At 66.5% G+C, this 25,566-nt stretch carries 28 protein-coding genes; 15 read left to right on the forward strand and 13 right to left on the reverse strand.

The annotated features are described in order from the left end of the window. The first annotated feature begins 15 nt into the window (after positions 1–15). Genes QF040_RS00370 through QF040_RS00380 form a run of 3 tightly spaced genes read left to right on the forward strand, consistent with a single transcriptional unit; the run spans position 16 to position 2,154 of the window. Entirely contained in the window at positions 16–399 is a 384-nt protein-coding gene (locus QF040_RS00370; RefSeq protein ID WP_429609230.1) for a thioredoxin family protein, read from the forward strand. 16 nt (positions 400–415) lie between these two features. Further along, positions 416–1,078: an NAD-dependent epimerase/dehydratase family protein gene (locus QF040_RS00375; RefSeq protein ID WP_429609231.1), complete on the forward strand. Its 663-nt coding sequence runs from the start codon at positions 416–418 to the stop codon at positions 1,076–1,078. Between the two features lie 47 nt (positions 1,079–1,125). Beyond that, positions 1,126–2,154 carry a tripartite tricarboxylate transporter substrate binding protein gene (locus QF040_RS00380; RefSeq protein WP_429609232.1) on the forward strand — a complete coding sequence of 343 codons (1,029 nt, stop codon included), beginning with the start codon at positions 1,126–1,128 and terminating at the stop codon, positions 2,152–2,154. 4 nt (positions 2,155–2,158) lie between these two features. Here the strand turns inward: QF040_RS00380 and QF040_RS00385 are convergent, their stop codons facing one another. Then, positions 2,159–2,983, reverse strand: coding sequence for an alpha/beta fold hydrolase (locus tag QF040_RS00385; RefSeq protein WP_429609233.1), 825 nt, complete (start codon positions 2,981–2,983; stop codon positions 2,159–2,161). Between the two features lies 1 nt (position 2,984). Then, positions 2,985–4,295: an O-acetylhomoserine aminocarboxypropyltransferase gene (locus QF040_RS00390; RefSeq protein ID WP_429609234.1), complete on the reverse strand. Its 1,311-nt coding sequence runs from the start codon at positions 4,293–4,295 to the stop codon at positions 2,985–2,987. 151 nt (positions 4,296–4,446) lie between these two features. On the opposite strand from QF040_RS00390, the gene QF040_RS00395 reads away from it, so the two are divergent. After that, positions 4,447–4,902 carry a CBS domain-containing protein gene (locus tag QF040_RS00395; protein WP_013540276.1) on the forward strand — a complete coding sequence of 152 codons (456 nt, stop codon included), beginning with the start codon at positions 4,447–4,449 and terminating at the stop codon, positions 4,900–4,902. A 22-nt stretch (positions 4,903–4,924) separates the two neighbouring features. Here QF040_RS00395 and QF040_RS00400 read toward each other — a convergent pair whose 3' ends face one another. Both QF040_RS00400 and QF040_RS00405 read right to left on the reverse strand, forming a co-directional pair. After that, entirely contained in the window at positions 4,925–5,902 is a 978-nt protein-coding gene (locus tag QF040_RS00400; RefSeq protein WP_429609235.1) for a Bug family tripartite tricarboxylate transporter substrate binding protein, read from the reverse strand. An 8-nt stretch (positions 5,903–5,910) separates the two neighbouring features. Beyond that, positions 5,911–7,014: an adenosine deaminase family protein gene (locus QF040_RS00405; RefSeq protein WP_429609236.1), complete on the reverse strand. Its 1,104-nt coding sequence runs from the start codon at positions 7,012–7,014 to the stop codon at positions 5,911–5,913. 95 nt (positions 7,015–7,109) lie between these two features. On the opposite strand from QF040_RS00405, the gene QF040_RS00410 reads away from it, so the two are divergent. The 5 genes from QF040_RS00410 (at position 7,110) to QF040_RS00430 (ending at position 12,141) form a co-directional block, all read left to right on the forward strand. After that, complete coding sequence (locus QF040_RS00410) at positions 7,110–8,081, forward strand: LysR family transcriptional regulator (RefSeq protein WP_429609237.1); 972 nt, start codon at positions 7,110–7,112, stop codon at positions 8,079–8,081. 12 nt (positions 8,082–8,093) lie between these two features. After that, complete coding sequence (locus QF040_RS00415; RefSeq protein ID WP_429609238.1) at positions 8,094–8,444, forward strand: hypothetical protein; 351 nt, start codon at positions 8,094–8,096, stop codon at positions 8,442–8,444. Between the two features lie 128 nt (positions 8,445–8,572). Beyond that, positions 8,573–9,214 (forward strand): aspartyl/asparaginyl beta-hydroxylase domain-containing protein, encoded by a 642-nt coding sequence (locus tag QF040_RS00420; RefSeq protein WP_429609239.1) that lies wholly within the window; start codon positions 8,573–8,575, stop codon positions 9,212–9,214. Positions 9,215–9,218: 4 nt separating this feature from the next. Continuing rightward, positions 9,219–10,979 carry a hypothetical protein gene (locus tag QF040_RS00425; RefSeq protein ID WP_429609240.1) on the forward strand — a complete coding sequence of 587 codons (1,761 nt, stop codon included), beginning with the start codon at positions 9,219–9,221 and terminating at the stop codon, positions 10,977–10,979. A 49-nt stretch (positions 10,980–11,028) separates the two neighbouring features. Further along, positions 11,029–12,141: a hypothetical protein gene (locus QF040_RS00430; protein WP_429609241.1), complete on the forward strand. Its 1,113-nt coding sequence runs from the start codon at positions 11,029–11,031 to the stop codon at positions 12,139–12,141. Here the strand turns inward: QF040_RS00430 and QF040_RS00435 are convergent. Beyond that, positions 12,101–12,958 (reverse strand): hypothetical protein, encoded by an 858-nt coding sequence (locus tag QF040_RS00435; protein ID WP_429609242.1) that lies wholly within the window; start codon positions 12,956–12,958, stop codon positions 12,101–12,103. The two genes, QF040_RS00430 and QF040_RS00435, sit on opposite strands and share 41 nt — an antisense overlap. A gap of 49 nt (positions 12,959–13,007) precedes the next feature. Here QF040_RS00435 and QF040_RS00440 point away from each other — a divergent pair, with 49 nt between their 5' ends. From QF040_RS00440 to QF040_RS00450, 3 genes are read left to right on the forward strand one after another with little or no spacing between them, the layout of a single operon-like run. Further along, positions 13,008–13,754, forward strand: a complete 747-nt coding sequence (locus QF040_RS00440; protein WP_429609243.1) for a hypothetical protein — start codon at positions 13,008–13,010, stop codon at positions 13,752–13,754. Between the two features lie 4 nt (positions 13,755–13,758). After that, positions 13,759–14,475 carry a glycosyltransferase family 2 protein gene (locus QF040_RS00445; protein ID WP_429609244.1) on the forward strand — a complete coding sequence of 239 codons (717 nt, stop codon included), beginning with the start codon at positions 13,759–13,761 and terminating at the stop codon, positions 14,473–14,475. Between the two features lie 34 nt (positions 14,476–14,509). Further along, entirely contained in the window at positions 14,510–16,213 is a 1,704-nt protein-coding gene (locus tag QF040_RS00450; RefSeq protein WP_429609245.1) for a Mur ligase, read from the forward strand. Here the strand turns inward: QF040_RS00450 and QF040_RS00455 are convergent. Next, entirely contained in the window at positions 16,189–17,406 is a 1,218-nt protein-coding gene (locus tag QF040_RS00455; RefSeq protein WP_306877720.1) for a polyhydroxyalkanoate depolymerase, read from the reverse strand. The two genes, QF040_RS00450 and QF040_RS00455, sit on opposite strands and share 25 nt — an antisense overlap. A gap of 92 nt (positions 17,407–17,498) precedes the next feature. On the opposite strand from QF040_RS00455, the gene QF040_RS00460 reads away from it, so the two are divergent. Beyond that, the gene (locus QF040_RS00460; RefSeq protein WP_306877718.1) at positions 17,499–18,155 is read left to right on the forward strand and encodes a glutathione S-transferase family protein; all 657 of its coding nucleotides are present in this window, start codon (positions 17,499–17,501) and stop codon (positions 18,153–18,155) included. Positions 18,156–18,319: 164 nt separating this feature from the next. After that, a complete protein-coding gene (locus QF040_RS00465) occupies positions 18,320–18,703 on the forward strand; it encodes a DUF427 domain-containing protein (protein WP_429609246.1) in 384 nt (127 codons plus the stop codon). A gap of 16 nt (positions 18,704–18,719) precedes the next feature. Here the strand turns inward: QF040_RS00465 and QF040_RS00470 are convergent, their stop codons facing one another. The 6 genes from QF040_RS00470 to QF040_RS00495 all read right to left on the reverse strand — a co-directional run bounded on the left by QF040_RS00470 (position 18,720) and on the right by QF040_RS00495 (position 22,908). Continuing rightward, positions 18,720–19,067 (reverse strand): DOPA 4,5-dioxygenase family protein, encoded by a 348-nt coding sequence (locus QF040_RS00470; protein ID WP_307643151.1) that lies wholly within the window; start codon positions 19,065–19,067, stop codon positions 18,720–18,722. A 7-nt stretch (positions 19,068–19,074) separates the two neighbouring features. After that, positions 19,075–19,725 carry a DUF4166 domain-containing protein gene (locus QF040_RS00475; protein ID WP_429609247.1) on the reverse strand — a complete coding sequence of 217 codons (651 nt, stop codon included), beginning with the start codon at positions 19,723–19,725 and terminating at the stop codon, positions 19,075–19,077. Beyond that, on the reverse strand, positions 19,722–20,771 hold the full coding sequence (locus QF040_RS00480) for an SRPBCC domain-containing protein (protein ID WP_429609248.1): 1,050 nt from the start codon (positions 20,769–20,771) through the stop codon (positions 19,722–19,724). Before QF040_RS00480 ends, QF040_RS00475 begins: the two co-directional genes overlap by 4 nt. Before the next feature lie 30 nt (positions 20,772–20,801). Beyond that, positions 20,802–21,758 carry an SAM-dependent methyltransferase gene (locus QF040_RS00485; protein ID WP_429609249.1) on the reverse strand — a complete coding sequence of 319 codons (957 nt, stop codon included), beginning with the start codon at positions 21,756–21,758 and terminating at the stop codon, positions 20,802–20,804. A 64-nt stretch (positions 21,759–21,822) separates the two neighbouring features. Then, positions 21,823–22,254, reverse strand: a complete 432-nt coding sequence (locus QF040_RS00490) for a thiol-disulfide oxidoreductase DCC family protein (protein ID WP_429609250.1) — start codon at positions 22,252–22,254, stop codon at positions 21,823–21,825. Between the two features lie 60 nt (positions 22,255–22,314). Continuing rightward, positions 22,315–22,908 (reverse strand): GbsR/MarR family transcriptional regulator, encoded by a 594-nt coding sequence (locus QF040_RS00495; RefSeq protein WP_429609251.1) that lies wholly within the window; start codon positions 22,906–22,908, stop codon positions 22,315–22,317. 118 nt (positions 22,909–23,026) lie between these two features. Here QF040_RS00495 and QF040_RS00500 point away from each other — a divergent pair, with 118 nt between their 5' ends. Further along, positions 23,027–24,124, forward strand: a complete 1,098-nt coding sequence (locus QF040_RS00500) for a PA0069 family radical SAM protein (protein ID WP_429609252.1) — start codon at positions 23,027–23,029, stop codon at positions 24,122–24,124. 69 nt (positions 24,125–24,193) lie between these two features. Here QF040_RS00500 and QF040_RS00505 read toward each other — a convergent pair whose 3' ends face one another. Next, the gene (locus QF040_RS00505) at positions 24,194–25,537 is read right to left on the reverse strand and encodes an MFS family transporter (RefSeq protein ID WP_429609253.1); all 1,344 of its coding nucleotides are present in this window, start codon (positions 25,535–25,537) and stop codon (positions 24,194–24,196) included. Positions 25,538–25,566 lie beyond the last annotated feature (29 nt).

Below are 25,566 nucleotides of genomic sequence, written 5' to 3' on the forward strand. Positions count from 1 at the left end.
ACTGACGCATCAGCCTTGAGCGCCCTGCCCACAGCCACCGATTCCGCCGATCCGGCCAGCGACGCGCTGTGGGTCGTCTGCCTGTGCGCCGAATGGTGCGGCACCTGCCGCGAGTACCGGCCGCTGTTCGAGCAGGTGGCGCGCGCGCATCCGCAGTTGCGCTTCGGCTGGGTCGACATCGAGGATCACGCCGACATCGCCGATGGCTTCGACGTGGAGACCTTCCCCACGCTGCTGGTCGCCGGCGCCGACGGCACGCGCTTCCTGGGCCCGCTGCTGCCGCATGCCGAAACGCTGTCGCGCATGCTCGGAGCCTTGCAGCCCCCGCAGCCTTCGAGCCTCGATGTCGACCTGCTGCTCGCCGTGCTGAACAAGAAGCCGGCGACCTTCTCGGTTTAACCGGTCCCTTCCTTCCATGAACATCCTGATCTTCGGCGCCACCGGCATGGTGGGGCAGGGCGTGCTGCGCGAGTGCCTGCTGGCCCCCGACGTGGAACGCGTCGTCGCAGTCGGGCGCAGTGCGACCGGGCAGCAGCATCCCAAGCTGCAGGACCTGGTCGTGAAGGACATGCACGACTATTCGGCCATCGAGCCGCAGCTGCAGGGCTTCGACGCCTGCTTCTTCTGCCTGGGCGTGTCGTCGGTCGGCATGAAGGAAGACGACTACCGCCGCGTCACCTATGACCTCACGATGGCCGCGGCCACCGTGCTCGCCCGGCTCAACCCGGGCATGACCTTCACTTACGTGACGGGTGCCGGCACCGACAGCAGCGAGCGCGGCAGCAGCATGTGGGCACGGGTGAAGGGCGCGACCGAGAACGCCCTGCTGCGCCTGCCGTTCAAGGCAGCGTACATGTTCCGCCCCGGCGTGATCCAGCCGCTGCACGGCGCGCGCTCCAAGACGCCGCTGTACCACGGCATCTACGTGGTGATCGCGCCGCTCCTGAGCCTCGCCAACCGGCTCTGGCCGGACAAGGTGACGACCACCGAGCAGATCGGCCTCGCCATGCTGGCCGTGGCCCGCAGCGGCGCGCCGAAGGTGGTGCTCGACCCGGCGGACATCAACGCGCTGCGTTGACCGACTGACCCTCGCGACTGGCCGCGGACCCGCGTTCTTCCGTGCCCATGTCCACCCCCGCCTTGAAAGAGACTGCCTCCGGCATCTCGCGCCGGCTGCTTCTTTGCGGAGCCTCCGGCGCGGCGCTGGTGGCGCATCCAGCGGTCGCAGCCGCAGCTACAGCGGTAGCGCAGAACACCTGGCCGCAGAAGCCGATCCGCCTCGTCGTTCCCTTCGCGGCGGGCGGCGGCACGGACATCGTGGCGCGGATGATCGGCCGCACCCTGTCGCAGCAGTTGGGCCAGCCCGTCGTGATCGACAACAAGCCCGGCGCCTCCACGCTCATCGGCACCGAGATCGCGGCCCGCGCGAGGCCCGACGGCTACACGCTGCTGCTGGCGGCCTCCACCAGCTACAGCGTGAATCCGGCACTGCGCGCTGCCCGCGCCTACAACCCGTCGCGCGACCTGGCGCCCATTGCCATCGTCGCGCGGGTACCGCTGGCGTTGTTTGCGGGCGGCACCGCGCCGTGGCACTCGCTTTCCGAGCTGGTGGGCGCGGCCAAGGCGCGCCCCGGGCAGATCCGCTACGCCACCTTCGGCAATGCCTCTGGGTCGCACCTCACCGGCGAACTGTTCGCGCTGGCCGCGGGCATCCGGCTGCAGGACATTCCGTACCGGGGCAGCAGCCAGGCGATGGTGGCGGTGATCGGCGGGGAGGTCGACCTGGGCATCGACACCGTGGCCTCGGTCGCGCCGAACGCGCGTTCCGGCAAGGTGCGGGCGCTGGGCATCGTGGGCGCCGCGCGGTCCGGTCTTTTGCCCGGCGTGCGCACGCTGGCGGAGCAGGGCTTGCCCGAGGCCAGCTTCGACGCCTGGTACGGCGTTGCCGCACCCGCCCACACGCCGGCGCCCGTGCTCGCGAGGCTCACGCGCGCCATGTCCGACACGCTGGCCAGCCCCGCATTGCAGGCGCAACTGCGCGCGCAAGGCATCGAGCCGACGATGGTCGGCGCGGCCGCCTTCCGGCAGCAGGTCGAAAGAGAGATCCCGCGCTACCGTGCGCTGGCGCACCGCGCGGGCATCGCGGTGGAATAAGCGCTCAAGCGGCCGTTGCCGCCGTTGCGCTCACGAAATCGCGCAGCGCGAACAGCGTGTCGTCCGGCGCTTCGCTCATCAGCGAGTGGCCTGCATGCACCGTCACCACCTTCGCGTTGCGCGCCTTGCCCACCAGTGCCTTGGTGGCGCGCGGCGGCGTCATCTGGTCGGCATCGCCAAGCAGGAACAGCACCGGGCACTGCACCGCTTCCATCGCGGCCTCGCCGTTCGCGTAGTCGTTGCAGGCCTTGAAGCCGATGTGGAACACGTTGTGCGCGCGGTTGCTCGCGAGCACGCGGCGCATGAGCGCGCGCGAGCTGCCGTAGAGCCAGGTGCCGGGGCCGAGCGACGAGGGCGGCGGGGCGAGCAGCGAATGCGAGAAGGTGTTGACCATCGCGATGGCGCGTTGCGGATCGTTCAGCGCACCGTCGAGCAGCGCGGGCGACACCACCATCGGATACGCCGTGCCGACCAGCGCCAGATGCGTCACGCGATCGGGCGCGCGCGAGGTCGCTTCGAGCGCGATCAGCGAGCCGAAGCTGTGGCCGATCAATGCCGCCTTCTGCACGCCGGCCGCGTCGAGCAGCGCGATCACGAACTGCGCCGCCTCTTCCACGCTAGCGGGCGGCGGTCCTTCGCTCTTGCAATGGCCCGGCAGGTCGACCGCCAGCACGTTCCAGCCGTGGTTGGCAAACCAGCGGCTCTGCAAAATCCACACGCTGTGGTCGTTGAGCACGCCATGGATGAACACGACGGTGGGCTTCGCCGCATCGAAGGGCTTGCCGCCGGTGTAGCAGTAGGTGGCGTGGCCGTTGACGGTGTAGTGCATGTCAGGCACCCGCCTTTTCCGCGGCCTTCAAGGCGCGCTTCAAGTCGTCGATCAGGTCGGCCGGGTCTTCGAGTCCGATCGAAAGGCGAATGGTGCCCTGCGAGATGCCCGCGCCCGCGAGCGCTTCGTCGGTCATGCGGAAGTGCGTGGTGCTCGCCGGATGGATCACCAGGCTGCGGCAGTCGCCCACGTTGGCCAGGTGGCTGAAGAGCTTGAGCGCCTCGATGAAGGCCTTGCCCTGCGTGCGGCTGCCCTTGATGTCGAAGCTGAACACCGCACCCGCGCCGCGCGCGCCGTGGCGCAGCAGCTTTTGCGCGAGCGCATGGCTCGGGTGCGATTCGATCAGCGGATGCCCCACGCGCGAGACGAACGGATGCGTCGCGAGGAACTCGACCACCTTCTGCGTGTTGTCGATGTGGCGTTCCATGCGCAGCGGCAGCGTCTCGATGCCCTGCAGGATGAGCCATGCGGTGTGCGGGCTCATCGAGGCGCCGAAGTCGCGCAGGCCCTCGCGGCGCGCGCGCAGCAGGAAGGCGCCGACGGTGCTTTCCTCGCTGAAGACCATGTTGTGGAAGCCGTCGTAAGCCTGTGTGAGTTCGGCGAATTTGCCCGACTTCTCCCAGTCGAAACTGCCGCCATCGACCACCACGCCGCCGATCACCGTGCCGTGGCCCGAAAGGAACTTGGTTGCCGAGTGATAGACCAGGTCGGCACCCCAGTCGAAGGGCTTGATGAGGTAGGGCGAGGTGAGGGTGGAGTCGACCAGCAGCGGCACGCTGGCTTCGTGCGCGATGTCGCTCACGGCGGGGATGTCGAGCACGTCCAGCCCCGGGTTGCCCACGGTCTCGCCGAAGAAGAGCTTGGTCTCGGGCCGCACCGCGGCGCGCCAGCCATCGAGGTCGCCGGGCTTCACGAAGGTGGTCTCGATGCCGAAGCGGCGCATCGTGTAGTGCAGCAGGTTCTGCGAGCCGCCGTAGAGGGCGGTGCTCGCGACGATGTGCGAGCCCGCGCCCATCAGCGTGGCAATCGACAGGTGCAGCGCGGCCTGGCCGCTCGCGGTGGCGATGGCGCCGATGCCGCCTTCCAGCGCCGACACCCGCTGCTCCAGCACCGCGTTGGTCGGGTTGCTGATGCGCGAATACACATGGCCCGCGCGCTCCAGGTTGAAGAGCGCGGCCGCATGGTCGCTGGACTCGAAGACGAAGGAGGTGGTCAGGTGGATCGGCACCGCGCGCGCGCCGGTGGCGGGGTCGGGCGAGGCGCCGGCGTGCAGCGCGAGGGTGTCGAAACCGGGGTCGGAATAACCGGGCATGAGGGCCTTTCTGTTGTCTCTCGCAAAGCCCCGTTACGTCTGCAAAGCATGCGTGGGCGACAGGGGCGTTCAGGTCGGCGTCGATTGTGGGCTATATTCAAATCGGCACCCCGCCCAGCAAGAGAGTTCGAGAGTCCGAGAGGAGCACACGATGAAAGTCAGCGACATCCTTCGCGTCAAGGGCAACACGCTCTTCACCATCACGCCAGACGACCTGCTGGCAGAAGCCGCCACCACCATGGCGGAAAAGGACATCGGCTCCCTGGTGGTCATGGAACACGGCGACCTGGTCGGCATGCTCACCTTCCGCGAGGTGATCGTGGCCATCGTCAACAACGGCGGCCAGGTCGGGACCACGCTGGTGCGCAAGGCCATGGACGACGCCCCCGTCACCTGCACCCTGGAAACCGACCTCGACGAAATCCGCCGCATCATGCTGGAGCGCCATGCGCGCTACATGCCCGTGATGGACAAGCGCATGCTGATGGGCGTGATCAGCTTCTACGACGTGGCGAAGGCCGTGGTGGACAGCCAGAACTTCGAGAACAAGATGCTCAAGGCGTACATCCGCGACTGGCCTGCGGAAGACGAGAGCAAGACCGGCTGACCTGCCAGTCCCGCCGCTGGCATCACTCTTTGATGTTGGCGGTCTGCACGATCTTCTGGTTGCGGGCGTATTCGGCCTGCACGAACTTCCCGAACGATTCCGGCGTGCCGCTCCCCGGCAGCGCGCCTTGCTCCATCAGCTTGGAGCGCACCCCTTCCTCCTGCAGCACCGCATTGAGTTCCTGGTTGATCTGCGCAACCACGGCAGGCGGCGTCTTGGCGGGCGCGAAGATCCCCGTCCAGCTCACCATGTCGAAGCCCTTGAGGCCCGGCATCTCGTCGAAGGTGGGCACGCCGGGCAGCGCGGCCAGGCGCTTGTTGCTGGTGATGCCCAGCGCCTTCAGCCGCTTGCCGTTCACATGCGGAATCGCGCTGGTGCTCACCAGCATCGCGAGGTCGACCTGGTTGCCGATCACGTCGGTGGCGATCTGCGCACCGCCGCGGTAGGGCACGTGCGTGACGAAGATGCCGCTGCGTTCCTTCAGCAGTTCCATCGCCAGTTGCAGCACGGTGCCCACGCCCGAGGTCGCGTAGTTGTACTGGCCCGGCTTGGCCTTGGCGAGCTTCACGAAATCGGCGAAGGTCTGCGCCTCGAGGCCGGGCCGCGCGACCAGCACCATCGGCGCGGTGTTGAGCAGGCCCACTGGCGCCAGGTCCTTCAGCGGATCGAAGCGGAACGCCATGGGGTTCACCAGCTTGCCGATGGCGATCGCGCTGTCGGGCCCGACCACCAGGGTGTAGCCATCGGGCGCCGCATTCACGGCCTTGGCCACGCCGATGGCGCCGCCCGCGCCGCTCACGTTGTCGATCACGACCGATTGCTTGAGCCGGTCGCCGAGCCGCTGCGCGACGAGGCGTGCGTTGACATCCACGCTGCCGCCGGCCGTGTACGGAACGATCAGCGTGATGGGCTTGGCGGTCGGCCACGCCTGCGCGAGTGCAGCGGTGGGCAATGCGGCGCAGAGCGCGGCGGCGAGGAGAAGGCGTCGGGGCGTGTGCATGGCGTGGTTCATCCGGGGAGAGAAGGCGAAGGTGAGGGCGTGGGTTCGGTGTCGAGGCGGGCGCGCAGCGTGTCGAAGGCTTCGCTCCACTGCGTGCACCATGCGCGGCGTTGCGTGTCGTCGATCCATGCGCCATCGAGGCCGTTGTGCATGAAGCCGCGCAGGTCGTCCAGGCCGAAGCCGAAGTCGCGCACCATCATCAGCCAGGCCCCGGTGGGCGTGACCTTGTGCAGCGTCGGATCGTCGGTGTTGGGGTGGATGCGCAGGCCGAGGCCCGGCATGCGGCGGATCGGATGGTCGATGGCCCAGCGCTCGGGCGGCAGCGTGCGCAGGTAATACGAGTTGGTCGGCACCACGGTGAAGAGCACGCCGCGCTCGGCGCATTCGCGCGCGAAGTCGGGCTGGTCGACCACCGTGTAGCCGTGGTCGATGCGGTCGACCTGCAGCACGTCGAGCGCGGTGCGCACGTTGATCCAGGGCATGCCGAACTCACCGGCGTGCGCGGTCGTCTTGAGCCCCGCCTTCTTTGCCGCGGCATAGGCCTGTGTGAACAGCTCGGGCGGCCGGTCGACCTCACGGTAGTCGATGCCGATGCCGATCACCTCGTCGCAGCGATGCGCCTTGACCCACTCGACCATCTCCACCGCCGCCTCGGGGCTGGCCTCTCGGTCGATGGCGGCGATGAGCCGGCCGGTGATGCCGAACTCCTGCTGCGCATCTTGTATGGCGCGCACGATCGCTGCCTGTGCCATCGCATACGGAATGCCCGAGCCGTGCACCGTGCCGGTCGGGTTCCAGAAGAACTCGGCGTAGCGCACGTTGTGCGAGGCCGTGTCCTGCAGGTATTCGAGCGTGAGCTGGTACAGGTCGCCTGGGCCGCGCACCAGTTGGGCGTCGAGCGCGCGCAGCACGCGCAGCACACCGACCGGCTTTTCGCCGCGCGTGTAGAAGCCCTCGATCTCGTCGGCCGCCAGCGGTGCGCCGGCGCGCAGGTTCAGCTGCTTGAAGGTCTCGTGGCGCACCGTGCCGAACAGGTGGCAGTGCAGCTCGACCTTGGGAATCGCGCGGAGGAAAGATTCCAGGGTGAACGCAGGCGGGATGGGGCTGGTCATGCTGACCAGTCTAGGGAGCGGAGGCTTATAAGGAAAATTTTGAATTTCTATAATTTGATTCACTGAATCAATAACCACCGGTGACTGGAGATGCCATGGCCGCCTTGCCCCTGCGTGCGCTCACGCTGCGCCAGCTGCAGTTCTTCTCGGTGCTGGTGGAAGAGGGCCAATTCGGCCGCGCGGCGCGGCGACTGGCCATCACGCAGCCTGCGCTCAGCAACGCCATCAAGCAGATGGAAAAGCTGCTCGGCGCCGAACTGCTCACCCGCTCCACACACCGCCTCGAGCTCACGCCCGTGGGCGCCGAGGTGCTGGCGCGCACCGACTTTCTGGTCAACACCTTCGAGGTGGCGCTGCGCGACATCGAAAGCACCGTGCAGCGCGGCCGCGCCTTCGTGCGTGTGGGCGTGATCCCTTCGGCCAGCGCGCGGGTTGCCGCGGCGGTCAGCGAATTCCTCCAGCAGGACGGCCAGCGAGAGGTCGAACTGGCCTGGCGCGACGCACCCTCGACCACGCTGCTGGCCGAGCTGCGCAGCGGCCAGCTCGACATGGCTGTGGCCGCCATCACCGAGCCGCCGGGCGGCCTCACCTGCATCGACCTGTTCCGCGATCCGCTGGTGCTGGTGGTGCGGCGCGACCATCCGCTGGCCGCGGCCGGCGACGCGAACTGGGAGGCCATCGGCAAGGAGCGCCTCGTGCTGTTCGAAAGCGGCAGCATGCCGGCGCTCGGCAATCCGGCGCGCGCGCAGTTCGCGCAGGGCGCCGAGCCCTACCGCGTGAGCTATTCCGAGACGCTCTACGCGCTGGTGCGCAGCGGCCAGGCGCTGGGACTGATGCCGAGGCTGTACACCGCGTCGCTGCGCGACCCCGAGCTCGCGGTGGTGCCGCTGCTGAAGCCGCGCATCGAGCGCCGCGTGGTGCTGGCCTACCTGCCGGGGCCGATGCGCAACGTGGTGGCGCAGGAGCTCATCGCATTACTGCGTAACCGATTGCCCCAGGCGGAGGAGCCCCGATCGCGCCGCGTGACGCGTGGACACCCGCTCGACGCCATCCGCAGGCGTCGCTAAGATGCGCCGGTCATGCCACGCTCGCTCGTCGCCGCTGTCTTCGCGGTCCTCCTTTGCTGCCACGGCCTCGTCGTGTTCGCGCAGGGGCTGGTCGACGCGGCGAACCAGCGCGACGAGGTGGCGCATGTGCTGTTTGCCGGTGTATCCGCAGCGGCTGATTCCGTGGGGGCGGCCGGTGCCACCCAGCCCGCGGACGACGCGGACCTGGACATCGGCCACAGCATTGAAGCGCCCTTCGTCGAGCACCTGTTCGGTTTCGCGCCGCTGCCGGCATCGCAGCCGGAATTCGCGCCGGCGTTCTTCTTGCTGACCTTCCTCGAGCGGCCCACGCGGCCGCCCCAGTCGCTCGCCTCCCGCGCGTAGGTCCGGGCCTTCGGCCTGCCGACCGCCGCGCTTGTGCGCGCGGCCTTGCCCCATCGTCTGTGCAAGCGCCCGCGCGATCCGCGCCATCCGTTCGCGATGGCACCCAAAAAGAGGAACGAGGAGAAGACATGAAGCACTCGAGAGATGTCATGTTCGCGAGGCTGGCCAATTTCCGCATCGATGCCGATGCGCTGCGGCGCCATTTCCAGGACCACGTCCGCCAGTTGCCGTCGATGCCCTATCGCGACAACCGCGTCGACTACATCGGCTGGGCCGTGACCAGCCGCGACGGCACGCTGACCGACGGCATCCGTCGCATTCCCAGCAAGCAGTCTTTCGTGCCCGGCACCGCGCCGACCGACGCCTGCTCCGGCTACCTCGCCACGGTGATGGATGCCTTGCACGACGCCGGCCTCCAGCCTTTTCGCGCGCGCATCATGCAACTGGAAAGCGAAGGCGCGGAAATGCCGCTGCACACCGACGCCCTCAAGGAAACCTGGCGCCTGCACATCCCGATCATCACCAACCCGAACTGCTTCTTCGAATGGCAGCGCGCGGATGGCAGCATCGAGAGCGTGCACCTGCCCGCCGACGGCTCGGCCTGGCTGGTGCGGGTGGATGTGAACCATCGCGCCGTCAACCGCAGCAACGAGCCTTCCAGCCGCGCGCATTTGCTGATGGGCCTGAACCCGGGACCTGAATTCCGGATGCTGGCCGAGCCCTGGCTGCCGGTGTTCCGGAACGAGGGCGCCCTTGCCGTGGCAGGCTGACCCGATGCCGAACGGTGAATCCGACGGTTTCGGCGCCTGGAAGTCCGCGGCGGACATCGACGCCGAATTGCAGGCCTTCAGCAAGTCGGACCAGTTGGAGCTCAGCCTGTACCGCTTGCGCAGCGCATTGAAGCAGGAGCCCGCCTTCAGGAAAGACATTCTTCCGAGATACCAGGATGCGCTGCTGCTGTCCGGCAACGTCAATGCCGCGCTGGAGCTGCGGGGCAGCGACCTCTGGAAGGAAGAGTTCCAGAAAGATGCCAAGGGCATGGATGTCGCGTTCACCCAGTTGATCGCGGGGCAGATCGACCAACTGGCGCGAAGGCTGGAGCAGGTGATCGATGCCTTTCCCTTCGAATTCGCCGCCTATCTGGCCGGTTTGAAAAGGCACCACCTGGCCACCTACAGAAGCCTTGCCGGCATCGCCAGGCCGCTGGTCGGGGAGAGGTCGTTTCCGGAGCCGCAGGACAAGGTCGCGATGACGCTCGCGATCGAGGGATTCAGCGGCTATGGCGAGGACATCCACAAAGAGGTGCTGATCGATTTCTTCGAGAAGAACAACCACGAAGTGCTGTGCAAGTTCTTCCAGACGGTGCTTCCCGCCAATGGAAAGATATTCAGGGACTTCGTCGCCGACATCCTGCAGGCCGACAACGGCGTGCGCTCTCTGAACGAGGCCGGTGTCTGCCGCTTGCTGATCCTTGGATATGCGTTGCTGGACGACGCCACCCACGACCGCATGGTCCGCCAGGTGCACGACACCTGCGGCGCCCCGGGCACCGAGGCCAGCAGGCAGGCGCGTTCCAACGCAAGAATTGCCCGCGCCTTCTGCACCGATGTCCGGCGACCGGCGGCCGGCGCAAGAAAGGACCTGAGCATCGCCGTGTGCGTCTCGGGGCAGATGCGCGGATACGTCGAGGCGTTCCAGACCTGGAAGCATCTTCATCTCGACGGGCACCGGGTCAGGTACTTCGTTCACACGTGGGAAGACACGGGCTGGCGGTTTCCCGATCCGATCTCGGGCAACGGCGTGGACCGCATCTTCAAGCACGCGCCGTTCGCGCAGGCCTACAGGCAGGCCGGGTTCCAGTACGGCACCGACGTCCTGAAAAAAGCCTATCCGCATTTCTTTGCCTCGCTGACCGTGTCCTCGACGATCGGCGAGGCGGACATCAAGGCGCTGTACGGCAGCGATGCGGCGGTCGTCATCGAAGACCACCGCACGCCCCAGTTCGAGAACGACGCCAACAACCAGCGCAAGATGTTCTACAAGATCCAGGAGGCGCACCGCCTGATGGAGGAGGACGGCGAAGCCTTCGACCTCGTGCTGAGAATCCGGCCGGACCGCACCTTCCGCGCCGGCCCCGCGAAGCCCGACTGGGCAAAGATGGCCAAGGAATGCCGCAGCCAGCGCGTGATCTATTTCAACAACCTCATGCTCACCAAGACGCTCTATGCGGGGGATCAATTCGCCATTGGCTCCCCCGAGGCGATCGGCTGCTATGCCAACACGCTGAAGCTGCAGACGCAGGCCATCGAGGAGACATGGTTCGGCTTCCCCGGGCGGCTGCGTTCCCATTGCTCGCTCGCGCATTCGCTCCTCTTCCAGGGCGTTCGGCGCCGGCCGCTGGAGGACATCCATCCGACCGAAGCAATGCCGGCCGCGGCATACGGCAAGGAAGCGCTGAAGAAGTTGCTGTCCGCCGATTTGCCTTCGGGCCCTGTGAGCGAGATCGACAAATTGCTCTGGAACTCCCTGAATTGAAGAGAGCCGCCATTCCTTGAACGCCTGGCTCCGACTCCGAGAAATCGTCATGCGAATGTCCGCCAAGGGCGCGATGGCGCCGGCCATCCAGTTGCCGTGGAAGCACTTCTTCGCGGGCGGCACCCTCGCATGCGCCGCCTGTGTTCCGTCGGTGTCCGCGCAGGAACTGAAGGACATTCCGGAGTGCAGGACTTCGAAGAATCAGCATCGTCTGGAGCTCGAGCAGAAGTATGAGTTCAACGGCATCCGCGTTTTCTATACGCAGACGGGGCCCCATGCGCTGTACACCGGCGCCGATCTCAATCGCAACGGCGTGCCGGACATGGTGGAGGACGCGGCACTGCACCTGGACACGGTGCGCCAGATCTTCAACCGCAACGGATTCCGCGATCCGCTCGACAGCCCGCGATTCCGCCATGCCGAATCCATCGACATCGATTTCCTGAACTTCGATGTCTACAGCCCCGAGATCACGGACAAGCGGGGCCTGTCGTTCTCGGGGGTCATCCGCTATCCGGGGAGCCGCATCAGGGCCGACAAATGCTCGATTTCGATGGCCATCAATTCGTCGCTCAAGGGCAATCACGAGCGGGTGAAGGACTACCTGATTCCGCATGAGCTGTTCCACCTGTACCAGTACGGCTACACCATGTTCCGTGCGAGCTGGTTCCTGGAGGGCATGGCGAAATGGGCGGAATGGGTCACGCTGGCGGAGAACGATCGCAATCCGACGTTGTGGAGCACGCCCTTGCCCGCATCGGCGCAGGAATTGAACGAGCGCGTGTTCCTCAATCCCAATCCCTACGACGTCAGGCATTTCTGGAACCGGCTGGCGGAGCTCGCGAAGAAAAAAGAGTTTCCGATGATCGTGCCGCCGGATCTGCGAGACCGGAAATTCGCCGATGGAACCCCGGTGATCAGGGACAACATCTGGCGCGGCCGCGCGCTCATGCTGAAAATCCTGGAAGGGCTGGATGCGGAAGACGATGCCGCCGCCCACGAAAACAAGGTTCAGCCCTACGCATGGGCCAATGAAGAGCAAAGAAATACGGCGCACAACCCGCGGCTCATGAAGGTGGTGCAGCGTGCGCTGGCCTCCTACGGAATCGCCGGTGCCGAGGTCAGGCAGTTCCTCGCCATCGATCCGGCGGCGTCGAACTGAGAGAAGGAGAAAACAGCTTGATTCCATCGATTCCCGGCCGGGGACATGGCCTGTGATCATCATCACGTCCGCCGCCTATGTCGATTCCGAATTGCAATCCGAATTCGGTCGATTGCCTCCGGCTTTTCTTCCGGTCGGCAACCGCCGCCTGTTCCTGCGGCAGTTCGCGGTGCTGCATGCGCGATTTCCGGGCGAGAGCATCTACCTGTCGTTGCCCGAGAGCTATGCGATCCCTCACCGGGACGTTCGCGCGCTCGAAACCGAAGCGGTGCAGGTGCTGCGGGTGCCGGACGGGCTCTCGCTGGCCGATTCGGTGCTGTTCTCGATCAACACCATCGGCCGGTACGACGAGGGGCTGCGCATCCTTCACGGCGACACGCTCATCCTCGATCTCCCGGCCGGCTGGGACTGCCTCTCTGTCGCGGAGTCGGCCGACGACTACAACTGGCACGCCGACCCGAGCCCCGACGCCGCCGCGCGCGTGTGGTGCGGCTATTTCGCCTTTCAATCGGCAGGCCGGCTCGCCAAGTGCCTGGTCGCCGCGCGCGGGTCGTTCGAAAAAGCCGTGAGTGCCTACGACGAGGCCTGCTATCTGGAGCGCATCGAGACCGAAAACTGGTCGGACTTCGGTCACGTCAACACCTTCTACCGGTCGCGCGCCCGCATCACCACGCAGCGTGCATTCAACGACCTCGCCATCGGCGACCGGCGCGTGCGCAAGACCGGCCGGCCCGCCGAGAAGATCAGGGCCGAGGCCGGTTGGTTCGAGGCGCTGCCTTCGCGGCTGCGCGTGTACGCCCCGCAACTGCTGGCGCACGGGCGCCGTCGAGCCGGATGGCTACGGCTACGAGCTGGAGTACATGTGCATGGCGCCGCTCAACGAGCTGTATGTGCACGGCCGGAACTCGACGGCGTTCTGGTCCCGCGTCTTCAGGCACCTGGCCGGCTGGTTCGCGGCCTGCCAGTCGGCCGTGCCGATGGGCGAGAGCGAGCGGCGGATGGCCGCCGACGACAGCCACGGCATGCTGGCCGAAAAAACCCGCATCCGCATGGGCGCCCATGCGTCGGCCAATGGGCTGAGCCTGTCGGCGCCGACACGCCTGAATGGGCGTCCGCTGCCGTCGCTTGCCGCCATCCTGGAGCGCTGCATCGATGCCGCCGCGCGCGTGCCGCTGGTGCCCGGCGTGATGCACGGCGACCTGTGCTTCAGCAACATCCTGTTCGACACGCGATCGGACTGCATCAAGGTGATCGACCCGCGCGGCCTCAATTTCGAGGGCGAGCCCCGGTTGCTGGGCGACCTGCGCTACGACCTGGCGAAGGTCTCGCATTCGGTGCTGGGCCTGTACGACTACATCGTGGCCGATGCCTTCGACATCGACGAGGGCACCGGGCTGGACTTTCATCTGCGCATCCACGCCGACGAAGACGCGGCCGCCATCCAGAAGCTGTTTGCCGGCCTGCCGCTGCTGAGCGGCATGACCGCGCGCCATGTCGCGCCGATCACCGTCATGCTGTTCCTGTCGATGCTGCCGATGCACCAGGACACGCCGCGCCGCCAGCGCGCGATGCTCGCCAATGCATTGCGCCTTTTCGAGCAAATGGAGCACTGAAAAAATGTTTGTCATTCCGATGGTCGGCAAGAGCCGCCGTTTCACCGAGGCCGGCTATGCGCTGCCCAAGTACCGCCTGCCGCTGCACGACGAAACTGTTTTCTTCCATGTCGTGAAGTCGTTCGAGCACTATTTCGAGGACGACCTGTTCCTGTTCGTGGTGCGACGCGACCACGACGTTGCGGGCTACCTGAAGCAGGAGCTGAAGAACCTGGGCGTCAAGGAGTTCCGGATCGTCGAACTCGACGGCGACACGCTCGGCCAGGCCGACACCGTCCACCAGGGGCTGCGGCAGGTCGACGCCGGCGATGCGCTCTACATCTTCAACATCGACACCATCCGGCCCGGCTTCAGGAAGTCGGCGCTGGCGGCCGGTGCACAGGGCTACCTGGAGGTCTTCGAGGGCGAGGGCGAGCATTGGTCCTTCGTCGAGCCCGGCCCCGACCGCACGGTGCGAAGGACCACGGAAAAAGAGCGCATCTCCAACCTCTGCAGCGACGGTCTCTATCACTTCGCCGATGCGCGGGTCTTCGACGAGGCCTTCGAGCACCAGCGCGCGGGCAAGCTCATGAACCGGGGCGAGTTCTACATCGCGCCTTGCTACAACGCGCTGATCGCCAAGGGCGCGCGCGTGGTCTACGAACTGATCGACCGGAGCGAGGTGGTGTTCTGCGGCAATCCGCAGGAGTACGAGGAGGCAGGGGCAAGGAAATGGGCATGAACATCGCCATCGGAAGCGGCAGGGGAAACGCGCAATGAGCCTGGGCGAACTGCTGGCATCGGCCAAGCCGGCTGTCGCGGCGACATGGGACGAATGCGTGGCCGCGCCGGCCGCGGGCGTGCTCTTCATGTCGGTGTGCAACGGCAAGGAGCGCGCACACGTGGTGACGGTCCGAGGCAAGAATTTCGAAGAGGTCTGGCGCCGCGGCGCGCAGTTGCTGCAGGCCTGGTTGCGCAAGCAGGGCGGCGCGCCTCTCTGGCTGCGCGTGGACGTGGTGCACACGGTGCACACCATGACCTGGCAGGCGCTCAGGCAGGCGCTCGCGACCACCAAGCGCAATTACTTTCGCCACGGCATCGCCTTCGACGCCGAACTGTCGGTGGCCATGCTCGAGGAGGACATCGGCGCGAACGCCGTGCTGTACGACGGCAAGTTCGAGGAGGCGACACCCAATGCCGCCAACCTGAAGCTTTTCGGCCTGCATCGCTATGGGCGCGAACTGCAATGGCCCACCGAGGCGCAACAGCCGGTATGGGTGTTCGACACGCGGGCGGTGTTCACCGACGGCCGCGAGTGCCTTGCCATCGAGCACGAAGGGCGCAACCGCGGCCATCGGCGCCTGGCGACCTGGAATGCGGACCGCGTCCACGGCATCGTCTCCACCGGCACGGCGTATCTCGCGCAGCAGGTGAAGTCATCGGGCGCCTACCACTACGGCTGGTTTCCGTGTTTCGACCGAGCCATCCCCACCTACAACGCGCTGCGCCATGCGAGTTCGACCTATGCGCTCATCGAAGGCTGGGAACTCACCCGCCGACCCGAACACAAGGCGGCCATCGACCTGGCGCTGGGCTACCTGACCGGCATGCTGATCCAGCGCGCGGTGCTGCCCGGCGGCGAGGGCGCGGCCTTTCTTGTCGACACCGGCGGCGAGATCAAGCTGGGCGGCAATGCCGTGTGCCTGCTGGCACTGGTCAAGTACACCGAACTCACTGGCGACAGGCAATACCTGGCGCTGCTGGAGCAGCTGGCGCTCGGCATCCTCCACATGCAGGATGCGAAGAGCGGGCGTTTCGTCCATGTGCTCAACCATCCCGACCTGAGCGTCAAGGAAGAGAGCCGCATCATCTACTACGACGGCGAAGCCGCCTTCGGCCTCATGCGCCTGTACGGGCTGACGCGGGACGCGCGCTGGCTGCAGGCGGTCGAGAAGGCATTCGAGCACTTCATTGCGGCCCGCCACTGGGAGGCGCACGATCACTGGCTGAGCTACTGCGTCAACGAGCTCACGATCTACCGGCCGGACGCTCGCTACCTGCGCTTCGGCCTGGACAACGTGCGCGGCCACCTGGACTTCGTGCTCGACCGCATCACCACCTTTCCGACGCTGCTCGAACTGATGATGGCGGCGCAGAAGATGATCGTGCGGCTGCAGGCGGAGCCCGAACACGCGCACCTGCTCGAAGGTTTCGACATCGACAAGTTCTACCGCGCGCTCGAGCAGCGCGCGCGCTACCTGCTGACGGGCCACTTCTGGCCCGAACTCGCGATGTTCTTCAGGAATCCGGCGCGCATCGTGGGGAGCTTCTTCATCCGGCACCACAGCTTTCGCGTGCGCATCGACGATGTGGAGCACTACCTTTCAGGGTTCGTGGCGTACCGCAAGTACCTGGAGGCGGGCGAGCGGCCCGCGGTAGCGGTGCAGGCGCCGGCTCAGTGCAGCTCGGCTGCCGCGTGAATGGTCTCGCGCACCCGCGGATAGATCTGTGCATTCCACTTGCTGCCGCTGAACACCCCGTAGTGCCCGACGCCCGCTTGCAGGTGGTGCGTCTTGAGGTACGGCCGGATGTTGCTGCAGAGGTCTTGCGCGGCCACCGTCTGGCCGACTGCGCAGATGTCGTCGCGCTCGCCTTCCACCGTGAGCAGCGCGGTGCGGCGAATGGCCGCCGGGTTCACCGTGCGGTCGCCCACGGTGAGCACGCCGCGCGGCAGGTCGTAGGTCTGGAACACGCGCTCCACCGTCTCCAGGTAGAACTCGGCCGGCAGGTCGTTCACCGCGAGGTATTCGTCGTAGAAGGTGCCGATGGTGCGGGCCTTCTCGACGTCGCCTTCCACGAGGTGCTGGAACATGTCCTGGAACTGCTTCTTGTGGCGCTCCGGGTTCATGCTCATGAAGGCCGAGAGCTGCAGGAAGCCGGGGTACACGCGTCGCATCGCGCCCGCATGCGGCCACGGCACATGGCTGATGAGGTTGCGCCGGAACCACTCGATGGGCTTGCTGGTGGCGAGCACGTTCACGCCTGTCGGGTTGATGCGGCAATCGACCGGCCCTGCCATCAGCGTGAGGCTGCGCGGCGTGGCGGGGTTGTCGTCTTCGGCCATGAGCGCGGTGGCGGCGAGTGCGGCCACGCAGGGCTGGCAGACCGCGACCATGTGCGCGCCGGGGCCCATGGTCTCGAGGAACTGGATGAGCTGCAGCGTGTAGTCGTCGAGGCTGAAGCCGCCATGCCACAGCGGCACGTCGCGCGCGTTGTGCCAATCGGTCAGGTACACGTCGTGGTCGCGCAGCAGGGTGCGCACGGTTTCGCGCAGCAGCGTCGCGAAGTGGCCCGAAAGTGGTGCGACCAGCAGCACGGGCGGATGCACGGCTCGGATGTCCTTGCGGAAGTGCAACAGCGTTCCAAACGGCGAGATCAGCGTTTTCTCTTCGTGGACAACGACTTGCGTGCCGTCGACCATCACCGAATCGATGCCGTAGGCGGGCCGCGAATGGGTCAGCCGCATGCGCGAGAACACCTCGAACTGCGCGGCCAGGCGCCGCACCATGGTGCGGTCGGTGTCGTCTTTCCAGAGGGCCTTGCCCCAGTACTGCGCCGCGAGCCGCAAGGGCGAGAGAAGGTCGGCTTGGTTCTGGTAGGCCCGGTAAAGCATGCAAAGGGTGCAGGCAAGTTGCGGGCCAGCAAGCTGCGTACGACGTGGCATGGCGCTTGCACGCGAGGCAGGCAACGTCAAGGAGCTTCCCGATGGCCAAACCCGTTCTCACCATCAGCAGCAAGAACTACGGCGCGTGGTCGCTGCGCGGCTGGCTGATGTGCAGGCTGGCGGGGCTCGACTTCAGCGAGAAGATCATTCCGCCCGACGACCCCGCCATGAAGGCCGAGATGCTGCTGCTCTCGTCGTCGATGCTCGTGCCCTCGCTGCAGCACGGCGGCGTGAAGGTGTGGGACACCTTGGCCATCGGCGAATACCTCAACGAGATCAAGCCCAAGGCCGGGCTGCTGCCGGCCGACGCGGCGGCCCGTGCGCACTGCCGCGCGATCTGCGGCGAGATGCATTCGGGCTTCGCGTCGATGCGCGGCGCGCTGCCGATGAACATCAAGGCCCACTTCAAGAACTTCAAGGTGTGGTCGCGCGCGCAGGCCGACATCGACCGCATCGTCGCCATCTGGCGCGAATGCCTCAAGGCCTATGGCGGGCCGTTCCTGTTCGGCAAGCAGCCGGGCATCGCCGATGCGATGTATGCGCCGGTGGTCACGCGGTTTCTCAGCTACGACGTGGCGCTCGACAGCACCTCTGCGACCTACTGCAAGCGGGTGATGGAGCTGCCGGCGATGAAGGAATGGGTGGCTGCGGCGAAGCAGGAGCCTGAAGAGATCGACGAACTCGACGCGGAGTTCTGACAAGGGAAGAAAGAGGCCGCTGCATCGGCGGCCGGGTCCGATCATTCCTACGCCCGTACGCGTCGCTTCCGACAGACGCTGCCGCGCATTGCGCGGAGATTGCAAACGAAGGGTGCCGGCTTGCCCGAAACCTGTCCTTTGCAATCTGACCGAGGAGCAAACCCATGAGCAAATCGCCAGGGCACCAGAACGCCCCCGACCACAAAGTGAACGAGTCGATCGTCGATGCCCGGATGACGGTGGAGATTGACGGCGAGACCGTCGCCGATTCGCGCAACGTGATTCGCGTGGACGAGGACGGCCATCCGCCGCGCTTCTACTTTCCGCGCGAGGACGCGCGGATGGAATTCCTGAAGCCGTCGGCCACGGTGACCGAATGCCCGTTCAAAGGCGAGGCCAGCTATTTCGATGCGGAGACGCGCCACAAGCATGCGAAGGACGTCGCCTGGAGCTACGAAGTGCCTTACGACGAGCACAAGGCGCTCGCCGGTCGGCTGGCGTTCGACGAAACCGCGTCCGCCGCGCTGCGCATCCGCAGCCTGCCCTGAGGCGTCGAGGCCGGGCTTAGCGCCGGAACATCCGCAGATCGAGCGCGCTTTCCTCGCCGAGCCACATCGCATGCGCCGTGTGGTCGGCGAGGTCGTCGCCTGTGACGCCGTGCACAAAGATGTCCAGGCCGTTGCGGTTGGCATCGAGCCACCCAATCACCTGATCGAACTCGGCCGCATCGAAGGCCAGTTGGCAGCTCCAATGCGGATGCGGGCCCACGAGCCGCTCGTGCACGCGGCCGACGACGACCATCAGTTCGCGGCCCGCGCGCTCGCAGAGCTCACGCGCCTCTGCCACCGTGGCGGGGGCGAAGTAAACGTGGGCGTGGTACTGGGGGTAGAGGTTTTCGGGGCGGCGCGGCATGGTGCGTTCATTGTGATCCCGTGCGCGATGCCGGGGACGAAGACAGGTGAAAGCGCCCGCTGTAGCGGAACACGTCGCCGAACCAGCGGTGGCGCAGCAGCATCTTCATCGTGAAGTGCTCGGGGCTCGTTGAGTCGGGCCGTTCCTCGACGTAGGCCGTGCCCATGAAGAGCCCGAGCGGCAGCGGAATGCGAAGGCCCGCGACGCGCCAGGTGTAGCCCCGGTCGCGGAACACCAGCGCGCCGTCTTCCGCACTCACCGCGAGACGCATGCCGATGCCGAAGCGCACGTACTCGACCACCTCGGCGCCGTGCGCGGCGGTGTGCTCCATGTGCGAGCGAAAGTGAAAGGGCTTGCGGCCTGCGAAGTGGAAGACGCGGTCCCAGTACAGGTTGGCATCGCCGGGGTTGCAGCGGTAGTGCACTTCGATCGGCACGTCGGTCCCGGTGTACGGCACGAGCGCGCCAAAGAGGCGGCCGAAGGGCATCAGCAGCGCGGCCCATGGCGCGTGATGCACTTCGTTCATGGTGCCGCGGACGCACACGTAGTCGTCGGAGAACGGCGTCATCGTGTAGTGGCGGCGGATCACGTCGCCGAGCTTTTCCCAGGCTGCTCCGAGCGCCTGCTGGAAGACGGGCTGCGTGTGGTTGCGCGTCATCCCGCCACCGCCACGGCGCCTTCGCTGCGCACCTTGTAGAAGTGCAGGATGTGCTCCGAGAAATCGCCGAGCAGGAACTGCGCGACGCGGTCCGCATACCAGTTGAAACGCGTGCTCACGCGCCACGACACATCGATGCGCAGCTCGGTGCCGCCGTCGCGCGGCGTCAGCGTGAAGGCCGAGTCGCGCAGGTCGAAGTAGTGGCCGCCGATCACCACGTGGTCGTCGAGCGCGCCTGCGGGGAAGGAGTCGGGCGCGAAGCGGTACTGCCACTTCATGTGCTGCTGCGGCTGCCACTCGGTGACGAGTTCCTCGAAGTGCACATCCTTCTGCCATTGCACCTGGCGCACGCGGCCTTCGGGCGTTTCGTGCGTCACGCCGGCCACGGGCATCGGCACGCCGATGCGGTAGGCCCAGGCATCGCCGACTTCGTCGGGGCGGATGTCGCGCGCATTGTTCAGCTCGTGCCACACGCGCTCGGCGGGCGCGGCGATGAAGAGCGTGCGCGAGGTGTTCGAGAACTGGTCCGGGTTGGGCAGATGCGGCTCGATGGCGCCGAGCACCAGCGGCAGCATCGCGAAGCTGTAGAGCGCGGGCTTGGGCCAATTCGTGACGCGGCACACCAGCCCCATCGCCAGGCCGCCGAGGCTGCCCATGACCGCGAAGAGCGGCACGATGACGACGGCGCAGATCATTCCCTCGATGAAGACCAGCAGCGTGCCGATGACGAAGAGCGCGGTCGACACCCACGGCGCCCAGATGTAATAGCCCCAGCTGCGCCGCTCCATGCGTTCGGCCATGTACACCGTGACGGCGCCGCACACCGCGGGCGCGAGGTAGATGAAGGCACCGAGCATCGCCGAGAAGGGGCGGCCTGGCCCGCCGCTGAAGGCGATGCGCAGCACGAGCGCGGCGGCCGCGCCGACCAGGAGCGGCCAGAACCACGCGAAGGGCATGCGGCGGCGGGGTTTGTCTTCGTTCTCGTCCGGATGGGAATCCAGAGGAGCGAGCTCGGAGAGCCTGCTTTCTTCGGGTTCGGTGCTCATGGAAACGTCTTCTCCTCGTGTGTTTGTTTTTCAGCAGCCGGCGCGTCTGGCGGTCACCATGCAGTAGTCGAAGTCGCGCCAGAACATGCCCAGCGCGAGCGCGCAATAGCTCGCGACGATGTGCTTGCGGCGCCACGGGGTCAGCCTGCCGCGCGCCTTCCAGAGTTCGGCCAGCGTGAAGCGCGTCGCCAGCACCGGGATATGCAGCGCGCTCGGCGCAACGCGCCAGCGCAGCGACTTGCATTCGATGTCCTCGAAGCCGTTGTCGCGCAGCGCCGCGGTGAAGTCGTCGCGCACGGCGAGCGTGGGCACGGCCCAGCTGTCGGCCCAGAGGCGGTGCAGCCAGGCGGCGATGCGGCCGGGGTTCCTGCGCAGCAGGAAGCCATCGACCACCACGAGCCGCGCGCCGGGCTTGAGCAGGCGCGCGGCCTCGCGCACGAAGTCGGCCTTGGCGGTGCCTTCGGCATAGCAGGCACTTTCCACCGCCCAGGCGCCGTCGGCCTGCGCGGCAGGCAAGCCGGTGCGGGTGTAGTCGGCTTCGATGTGGGCCATGCGGTCGGCCACGCCGGCAGCGGCATCGAGCCGCGCGGCGATGCGGTTCTGCACGGGCACGTTGGTGACGGTGACCGCATAGAGCGATGCGTCGTCGCCGACCAGCGTGCGCGCGGTGGCGCCAGCGCCGCAGCCCATGTCGATCACGCAGCGGCGTTGCCGGCCTGCGGCGGGCTGCGATTCATCGAGCCGCAGCGCGCGGCCGACGGCACGGTTCATCTCCACCAGCATGCCTTCGCGGCGCAGCGGGTTGAGCCCCGCGCGCCAGAAGCCGAAGTGCATGTTGTAGCTCGGGCTCCAGGCGCTGTAGTCGGCCGCGACTTCGGTGAAGTAGTCCTGCGTGTCCTCGGCCGTGATGGGGGCGCTCGCGGTGTTCACGGGTGCGTGAGTCGCAGTGGACGGCATGCGGAAGTCAGGCTGGAAGACGGTGGGCATCGAGGCTCCTTCTGGCGTTGGTTCTTGTGGTTCCCTGGGGGGGGGGCGTGACAGCGTGATCGGTTCAGAAGCGGCAGTGGTCGTCGGCACAGGTGGCCGGCGCGATGGCGCCGCGGCCCGCGAGGCGCGCGACGAGCCAGCGGGGTAGGCGGTAGCGGTTGCGCGCGAGCACGGCATAGGCGCGGTCGGCGAGCGCGCCGACGATGGGCAGGTCGAGCAGTGCGCCTCCCGCCGGCATGCCCACGGCCGCGCGGCAGGCGCGGATGGCTGCAACGCCGGAGAGCACGCGCCCGGATGCGTCGACCGCGTGCATGGCCGTCATCAACGCCTCGCGCGGAGCCGGACCGGCACAGAAGCCGAGGAGCGAGCAGTCGACGAGGTTCAGCCGGCCGGCCGCATCGCGTGCGCGCATGGCGCCCATTTCGGCCACGCACAGCGGGCAGGTCGCGTCGTAGTAGACGGTCAGCGGGTACGCGGCAACGGCAATTCGGCTCATGGTGTTTTTGATTCCCGATATTTCAGTCAAAACAGAAATAAGCTGGCAAAAAAAGAGAACTCAGATCATCGGCAGGCTGGCATGGTGCGCGTCGGGGTCTTCGCCCTTGTCGGTCGGTGCTGCGGGAGCCGCATCGCCGCGCACGAACTTCTGCACGCTGGCGCCGAGCGTCAGCACCTTGTCCAGCGTGCCGGGCGAGAGCCGCAGCATCTCGTCGGCCCAGGTGGCGAGCTTGTCCATGAGTTCCATGGTGGAGCGGATCCGGTCTTGCGCATCGGCCGGTTCCTTCTGGAAATCGGGGCTGGAGACCAGCTCGCGCAGGACGCGGATGGTGGGGTCGAACTCGCGTTCCTTGCGCTCGCGCACCACGGTGCGGAACAGCTCCCACACGTCGACGCTGGTCTCGAAATAGTCGCGCCGATCGCCCAGGATGTGGGTAATGCGCACGAGGTTCCAGGCCTGCAATTCCTTCAGGCTGTTGCTGATGTTGGAGCGGGCCACGCCCAGCGTTTCGGAGAGTTCTTCGGCGTGCATCGGCTTGCCGCGCGCAAAGAGCAACGCGTGGATTTGCGAGACGGTGCGGTTGACGCCCCACATGGAGCCCATTTCGCCCCAATGGACGACGAACTTGCGTTGAATTTCTGTGAGTTCCATGGCGTCGAGTCTAGGATTTCCTGAATTTCTGTCAATAGAGAAATAGAAAAATCACCGACCGCTGCTGAATGGTGAAATACTGTATGAATAAACAGTAAAGTCATCGAAAGGATTTGCCATGCCACCCGCATCTCCAGTTCCCATCCACATCATCAAAGGCCGCGGTGCGGCCACCCGGCTGGCGCATCGCTTCTCGAAGGACGAGCGCAATGCCTTCGACGATGGCTGGGGCACGCTCGAAGAGGGCGTGGCCGAGGCTGGGGAACTCATGCCCCTCGCGACCGAGGTGCGTTTCGAGGACGTGAAGTCGGTGCTCACCGAAAACGACTCGCCCGACATCTACTTCGATCGCGCGCTCAATCCGTACCGCGGCTGCGAGCACGGCTGCATCTATTGCTTCGCGCGGCCCACGCACAGCTACCTCAATCTCTCGCCCGGCCTCGACTTCGAGACCAAGCTCATCGCCAAGCGCAACATCGTCGAGGTGCTGCGTACCGAACTCGGGCGCAAGAGCTATCGGCCGAGCCAGATCGCCATCGGCACCGCCACCGACTGCTACCAGCCGATCGAGCGCGAGTTGCGGCTCACGCGCTCGGTCATCGAGCTACTCCAGGAAGTGCGGCATCCGTTCGCGCTGGTCACCAAGTCGAGCGCCGTCGAGCACGACCTCGACCTCATCGCGCCGATGGCGGCCGAGCACCTCGCAGCGGTGTACGTGACCGTGACCACGCTCGACGGCGAACTCGCCCGCAAGCTCGAGCCGCGCGCCGCCGCGCCGCACCGGCGGCTGCGCACCATCCGCACCTTGGCCGAAGCAGGCGTGCCGGTGGGCGTGAGCGTGGCGCCGCAGATTCCCTTCGTCACCGAAGACATGGAGCACGTGCTCGAAGCCGCCTGGGAGGCTGGTGCGCGCAGCGCGTTCTACACGGTGGTGCGGCTGCCGTGGGAGGTGGCACCGCTCTTCAAGGAGTGGCTCGCGCTGCACTACCCGCAGCGCGCGGACCGCATCATGGCGCGCATCCACGAGATGCGCGGCGGCAAGGACTACGACGCCGATTTCGCCACGCGCATGAAGGGCTCGGGCCTGTGGGCCGATCTGATCCACCAGCGCTTCCAGAAAGCGACGAATCGCCTGGGCTTCAATCGAGAGCGCATTCCGATGGACACCACCGCGTTCCGGCCGCCGGGGGCGGCGGGGCAGGGCAACCTGTTCTAGCGGATTTGCGCGAGGTGGCGGCCTTCGCTCGGCGCCGTTCGAGCATCAGGCCGTTTCTGTGTTCTGTTCTTATTTGTCGTGATGCAGGTAGGTCGCGCGGCGCGGCAGCAGCAGGCTGACCGCGAAGACCACCGCCATCATCGCCGTCACGTACCAGTAGAAGTACGACTCGTGGCCGATCGACTTCAGGCCCAGCGCCACGTATTCCGCGCTGCCGCCGAAGATGGCGTTGCCCACCGCGTACGACAGCCCCACGCCCAGTGCACGCACTTCGGGCGGAAACATCTCGGCCTTCACGATGCCGCTGATCGAGGTGTAGAAGCTCACCACCGCCAGCGCCACCACGATCAGGATGCCGGCGAGCAGCGGGCTGGTCACGTTCTGCAGGCTGGTCAGCACGGGCACCGTGATCAATGCGCCGAGCGCGCCGAACAGCAGCATGTTGCTGCGCCGGCCGATGCGGTCCGACAGCGCGCCGAAGAGCGGCTGCATGCACATGTAGATGAAGAGGCAGGCCGTCATCACGTTGCTGGCGGTCTTGATCGACATGCCGGCCGAGTTCACCAGGTACTTCTGCATGTAGGTGGTGAAGGTATAGAAGATCAGCGAGCCGCCGGCCGTGTAGCCCAGCACCATGAAGAAGGCGCGCTTGTGGTGCTTGAACAGTTCGCCCATGGTGCCGGCGCCCTTGACGGCGCGGGTCTCTGTGCTGGCGGTTTCGGTGAGCGAGCGGCGCAGCATGAGCGCCACCACCGCGGCGACCGCGCCCAGCACGAAGGGAATGCGCCAGCCCCAGGCCTTGAGTTCGGCGTCGTCCAGGAACTGCTGCAGCACCACCACGACGACCACGGCCAGCAACTGGCCGCCGATCAGCGTCACGTACTGGAAGGACGAGAAGAAGCCGCGCTGTCCGCGCATCGCCACTTCGCTCATGTAGGTGGCCGTGGTGCCGTATTCGCCGCCGACCGACAGGCCCTGCAGCAGCCGCGCGGCCAGGAGCAGCACCGGTGCCGCCGCGCCGATGCTGGCGTAGGTGGGCAGGCAGGCGATGACCAGCGAGCCCACGCACATCATCGTCACCGAGACCACCATCGAGGTCTTGCGGCCCTTGCGGTCGGCGAGCCGGCCGAAGATCCAGCCGCCGATCGGGCGCATCAGGAAGCCGGCGGCGAACACGCCGGCCGTGTTGAGCAACTGCGCCGTCGGGTCCGACTTGGGAAAGAACGCGGGCGCGAAGTAGATGGCGCAGAACGCGTAGACGTAGAAGTCGAACCACTCCACGAGGTTGCCCGACGAGGCCGCGAAGATCGCGAAGATGCGCTTGCGCTTTTCCTCGAAGGTGTAGGGCGTGGAAGAGGTGTCGGTGTCGGATGCGTCCGGGCTGGAGGCACCGGCGCTGGCAATGGCGGTCATTGGGAGGTCCTTGTCTCTGGGCGCGGCCC

The sequence above is a fragment of the Variovorax sp. W2I14 genome (genome assembly GCF_050435205.1).
Lineage (GTDB): Bacteria > Pseudomonadota > Gammaproteobacteria > Burkholderiales > Burkholderiaceae_C > Variovorax > Variovorax paradoxus_C.

Coding starts and splice junctions, on each gene's coding strand:
- QF040_RS00420 (WP_429609239.1), top strand. CDS start 8,573: ATGAAGCACTCGAGAGATGTCATGTTCGCGAGGCTGGCCAATTTCCGC.
- QF040_RS00490 (WP_429609250.1), bottom strand. CDS start 22,254: ATGAGCCGAATTGCCGTTGCCGCGTACCCGCTGACCGTCTACTACGAC.
- QF040_RS00470 (WP_307643151.1), bottom strand. CDS start 19,067: ATGCCGCGCCGCCCCGAAAACCTCTACCCCCAGTACCACGCCCACGTT.
- QF040_RS00405 (WP_429609236.1), bottom strand. CDS start 7,014: ATGACCAGCCCCATCCCGCCTGCGTTCACCCTGGAATCTTTCCTCCGC.
- QF040_RS00410 (WP_429609237.1), top strand. CDS start 7,110: ATGGCCGCCTTGCCCCTGCGTGCGCTCACGCTGCGCCAGCTGCAGTTC.
- QF040_RS00460 (WP_306877718.1), top strand. CDS start 17,499: ATGGCCAAACCCGTTCTCACCATCAGCAGCAAGAACTACGGCGCGTGG.
- QF040_RS00495 (WP_429609251.1), bottom strand. CDS start 22,908: ATGGAACTCACAGAAATTCAACGCAAGTTCGTCGTCCATTGGGGCGAA.
- QF040_RS00505 (WP_429609253.1), bottom strand. CDS start 25,537: ATGACCGCCATTGCCAGCGCCGGTGCCTCCAGCCCGGACGCATCCGAC.
- QF040_RS00450 (WP_429609245.1), top strand. CDS start 14,510: ATGAGCCTGGGCGAACTGCTGGCATCGGCCAAGCCGGCTGTCGCGGCG.
- QF040_RS00415 (WP_429609238.1), top strand. CDS start 8,094: ATGCCACGCTCGCTCGTCGCCGCTGTCTTCGCGGTCCTCCTTTGCTGC.
- QF040_RS00385 (WP_429609233.1), bottom strand. CDS start 2,983: ATGCACTACACCGTCAACGGCCACGCCACCTACTGCTACACCGGCGGC.
- QF040_RS00480 (WP_429609248.1), bottom strand. CDS start 20,771: ATGAGCACCGAACCCGAAGAAAGCAGGCTCTCCGAGCTCGCTCCTCTG.
- QF040_RS00455 (WP_306877720.1), bottom strand. CDS start 17,406: ATGCTTTACCGGGCCTACCAGAACCAAGCCGACCTTCTCTCGCCCTTG.
- QF040_RS00440 (WP_429609243.1), top strand. CDS start 13,008: ATGGCGCCGCTCAACGAGCTGTATGTGCACGGCCGGAACTCGACGGCG.
- QF040_RS00390 (WP_429609234.1), bottom strand. CDS start 4,295: ATGCCCGGTTATTCCGACCCCGGTTTCGACACCCTCGCGCTGCACGCC.
- QF040_RS00395 (WP_013540276.1), top strand. CDS start 4,447: ATGAAAGTCAGCGACATCCTTCGCGTCAAGGGCAACACGCTCTTCACC.
- QF040_RS00500 (WP_429609252.1), top strand. CDS start 23,027: ATGCCACCCGCATCTCCAGTTCCCATCCACATCATCAAAGGCCGCGGT.
- QF040_RS00430 (WP_429609241.1), top strand. CDS start 11,029: ATGCGAATGTCCGCCAAGGGCGCGATGGCGCCGGCCATCCAGTTGCCG.
- QF040_RS00375 (WP_429609231.1), top strand. CDS start 416: ATGAACATCCTGATCTTCGGCGCCACCGGCATGGTGGGGCAGGGCGTG.
- QF040_RS00465 (WP_429609246.1), top strand. CDS start 18,320: ATGAGCAAATCGCCAGGGCACCAGAACGCCCCCGACCACAAAGTGAAC.
- QF040_RS00425 (WP_429609240.1), top strand. CDS start 9,219: ATGCCGAACGGTGAATCCGACGGTTTCGGCGCCTGGAAGTCCGCGGCG.
- QF040_RS00475 (WP_429609247.1), bottom strand. CDS start 19,725: ATGACGCGCAACCACACGCAGCCCGTCTTCCAGCAGGCGCTCGGAGCA.
- QF040_RS00485 (WP_429609249.1), bottom strand. CDS start 21,758: ATGCCCACCGTCTTCCAGCCTGACTTCCGCATGCCGTCCACTGCGACT.
- QF040_RS00445 (WP_429609244.1), top strand. CDS start 13,759: ATGTTTGTCATTCCGATGGTCGGCAAGAGCCGCCGTTTCACCGAGGCC.
- QF040_RS00400 (WP_429609235.1), bottom strand. CDS start 5,902: ATGCACACGCCCCGACGCCTTCTCCTCGCCGCCGCGCTCTGCGCCGCA.
- QF040_RS00380 (WP_429609232.1), top strand. CDS start 1,126: ATGTCCACCCCCGCCTTGAAAGAGACTGCCTCCGGCATCTCGCGCCGG.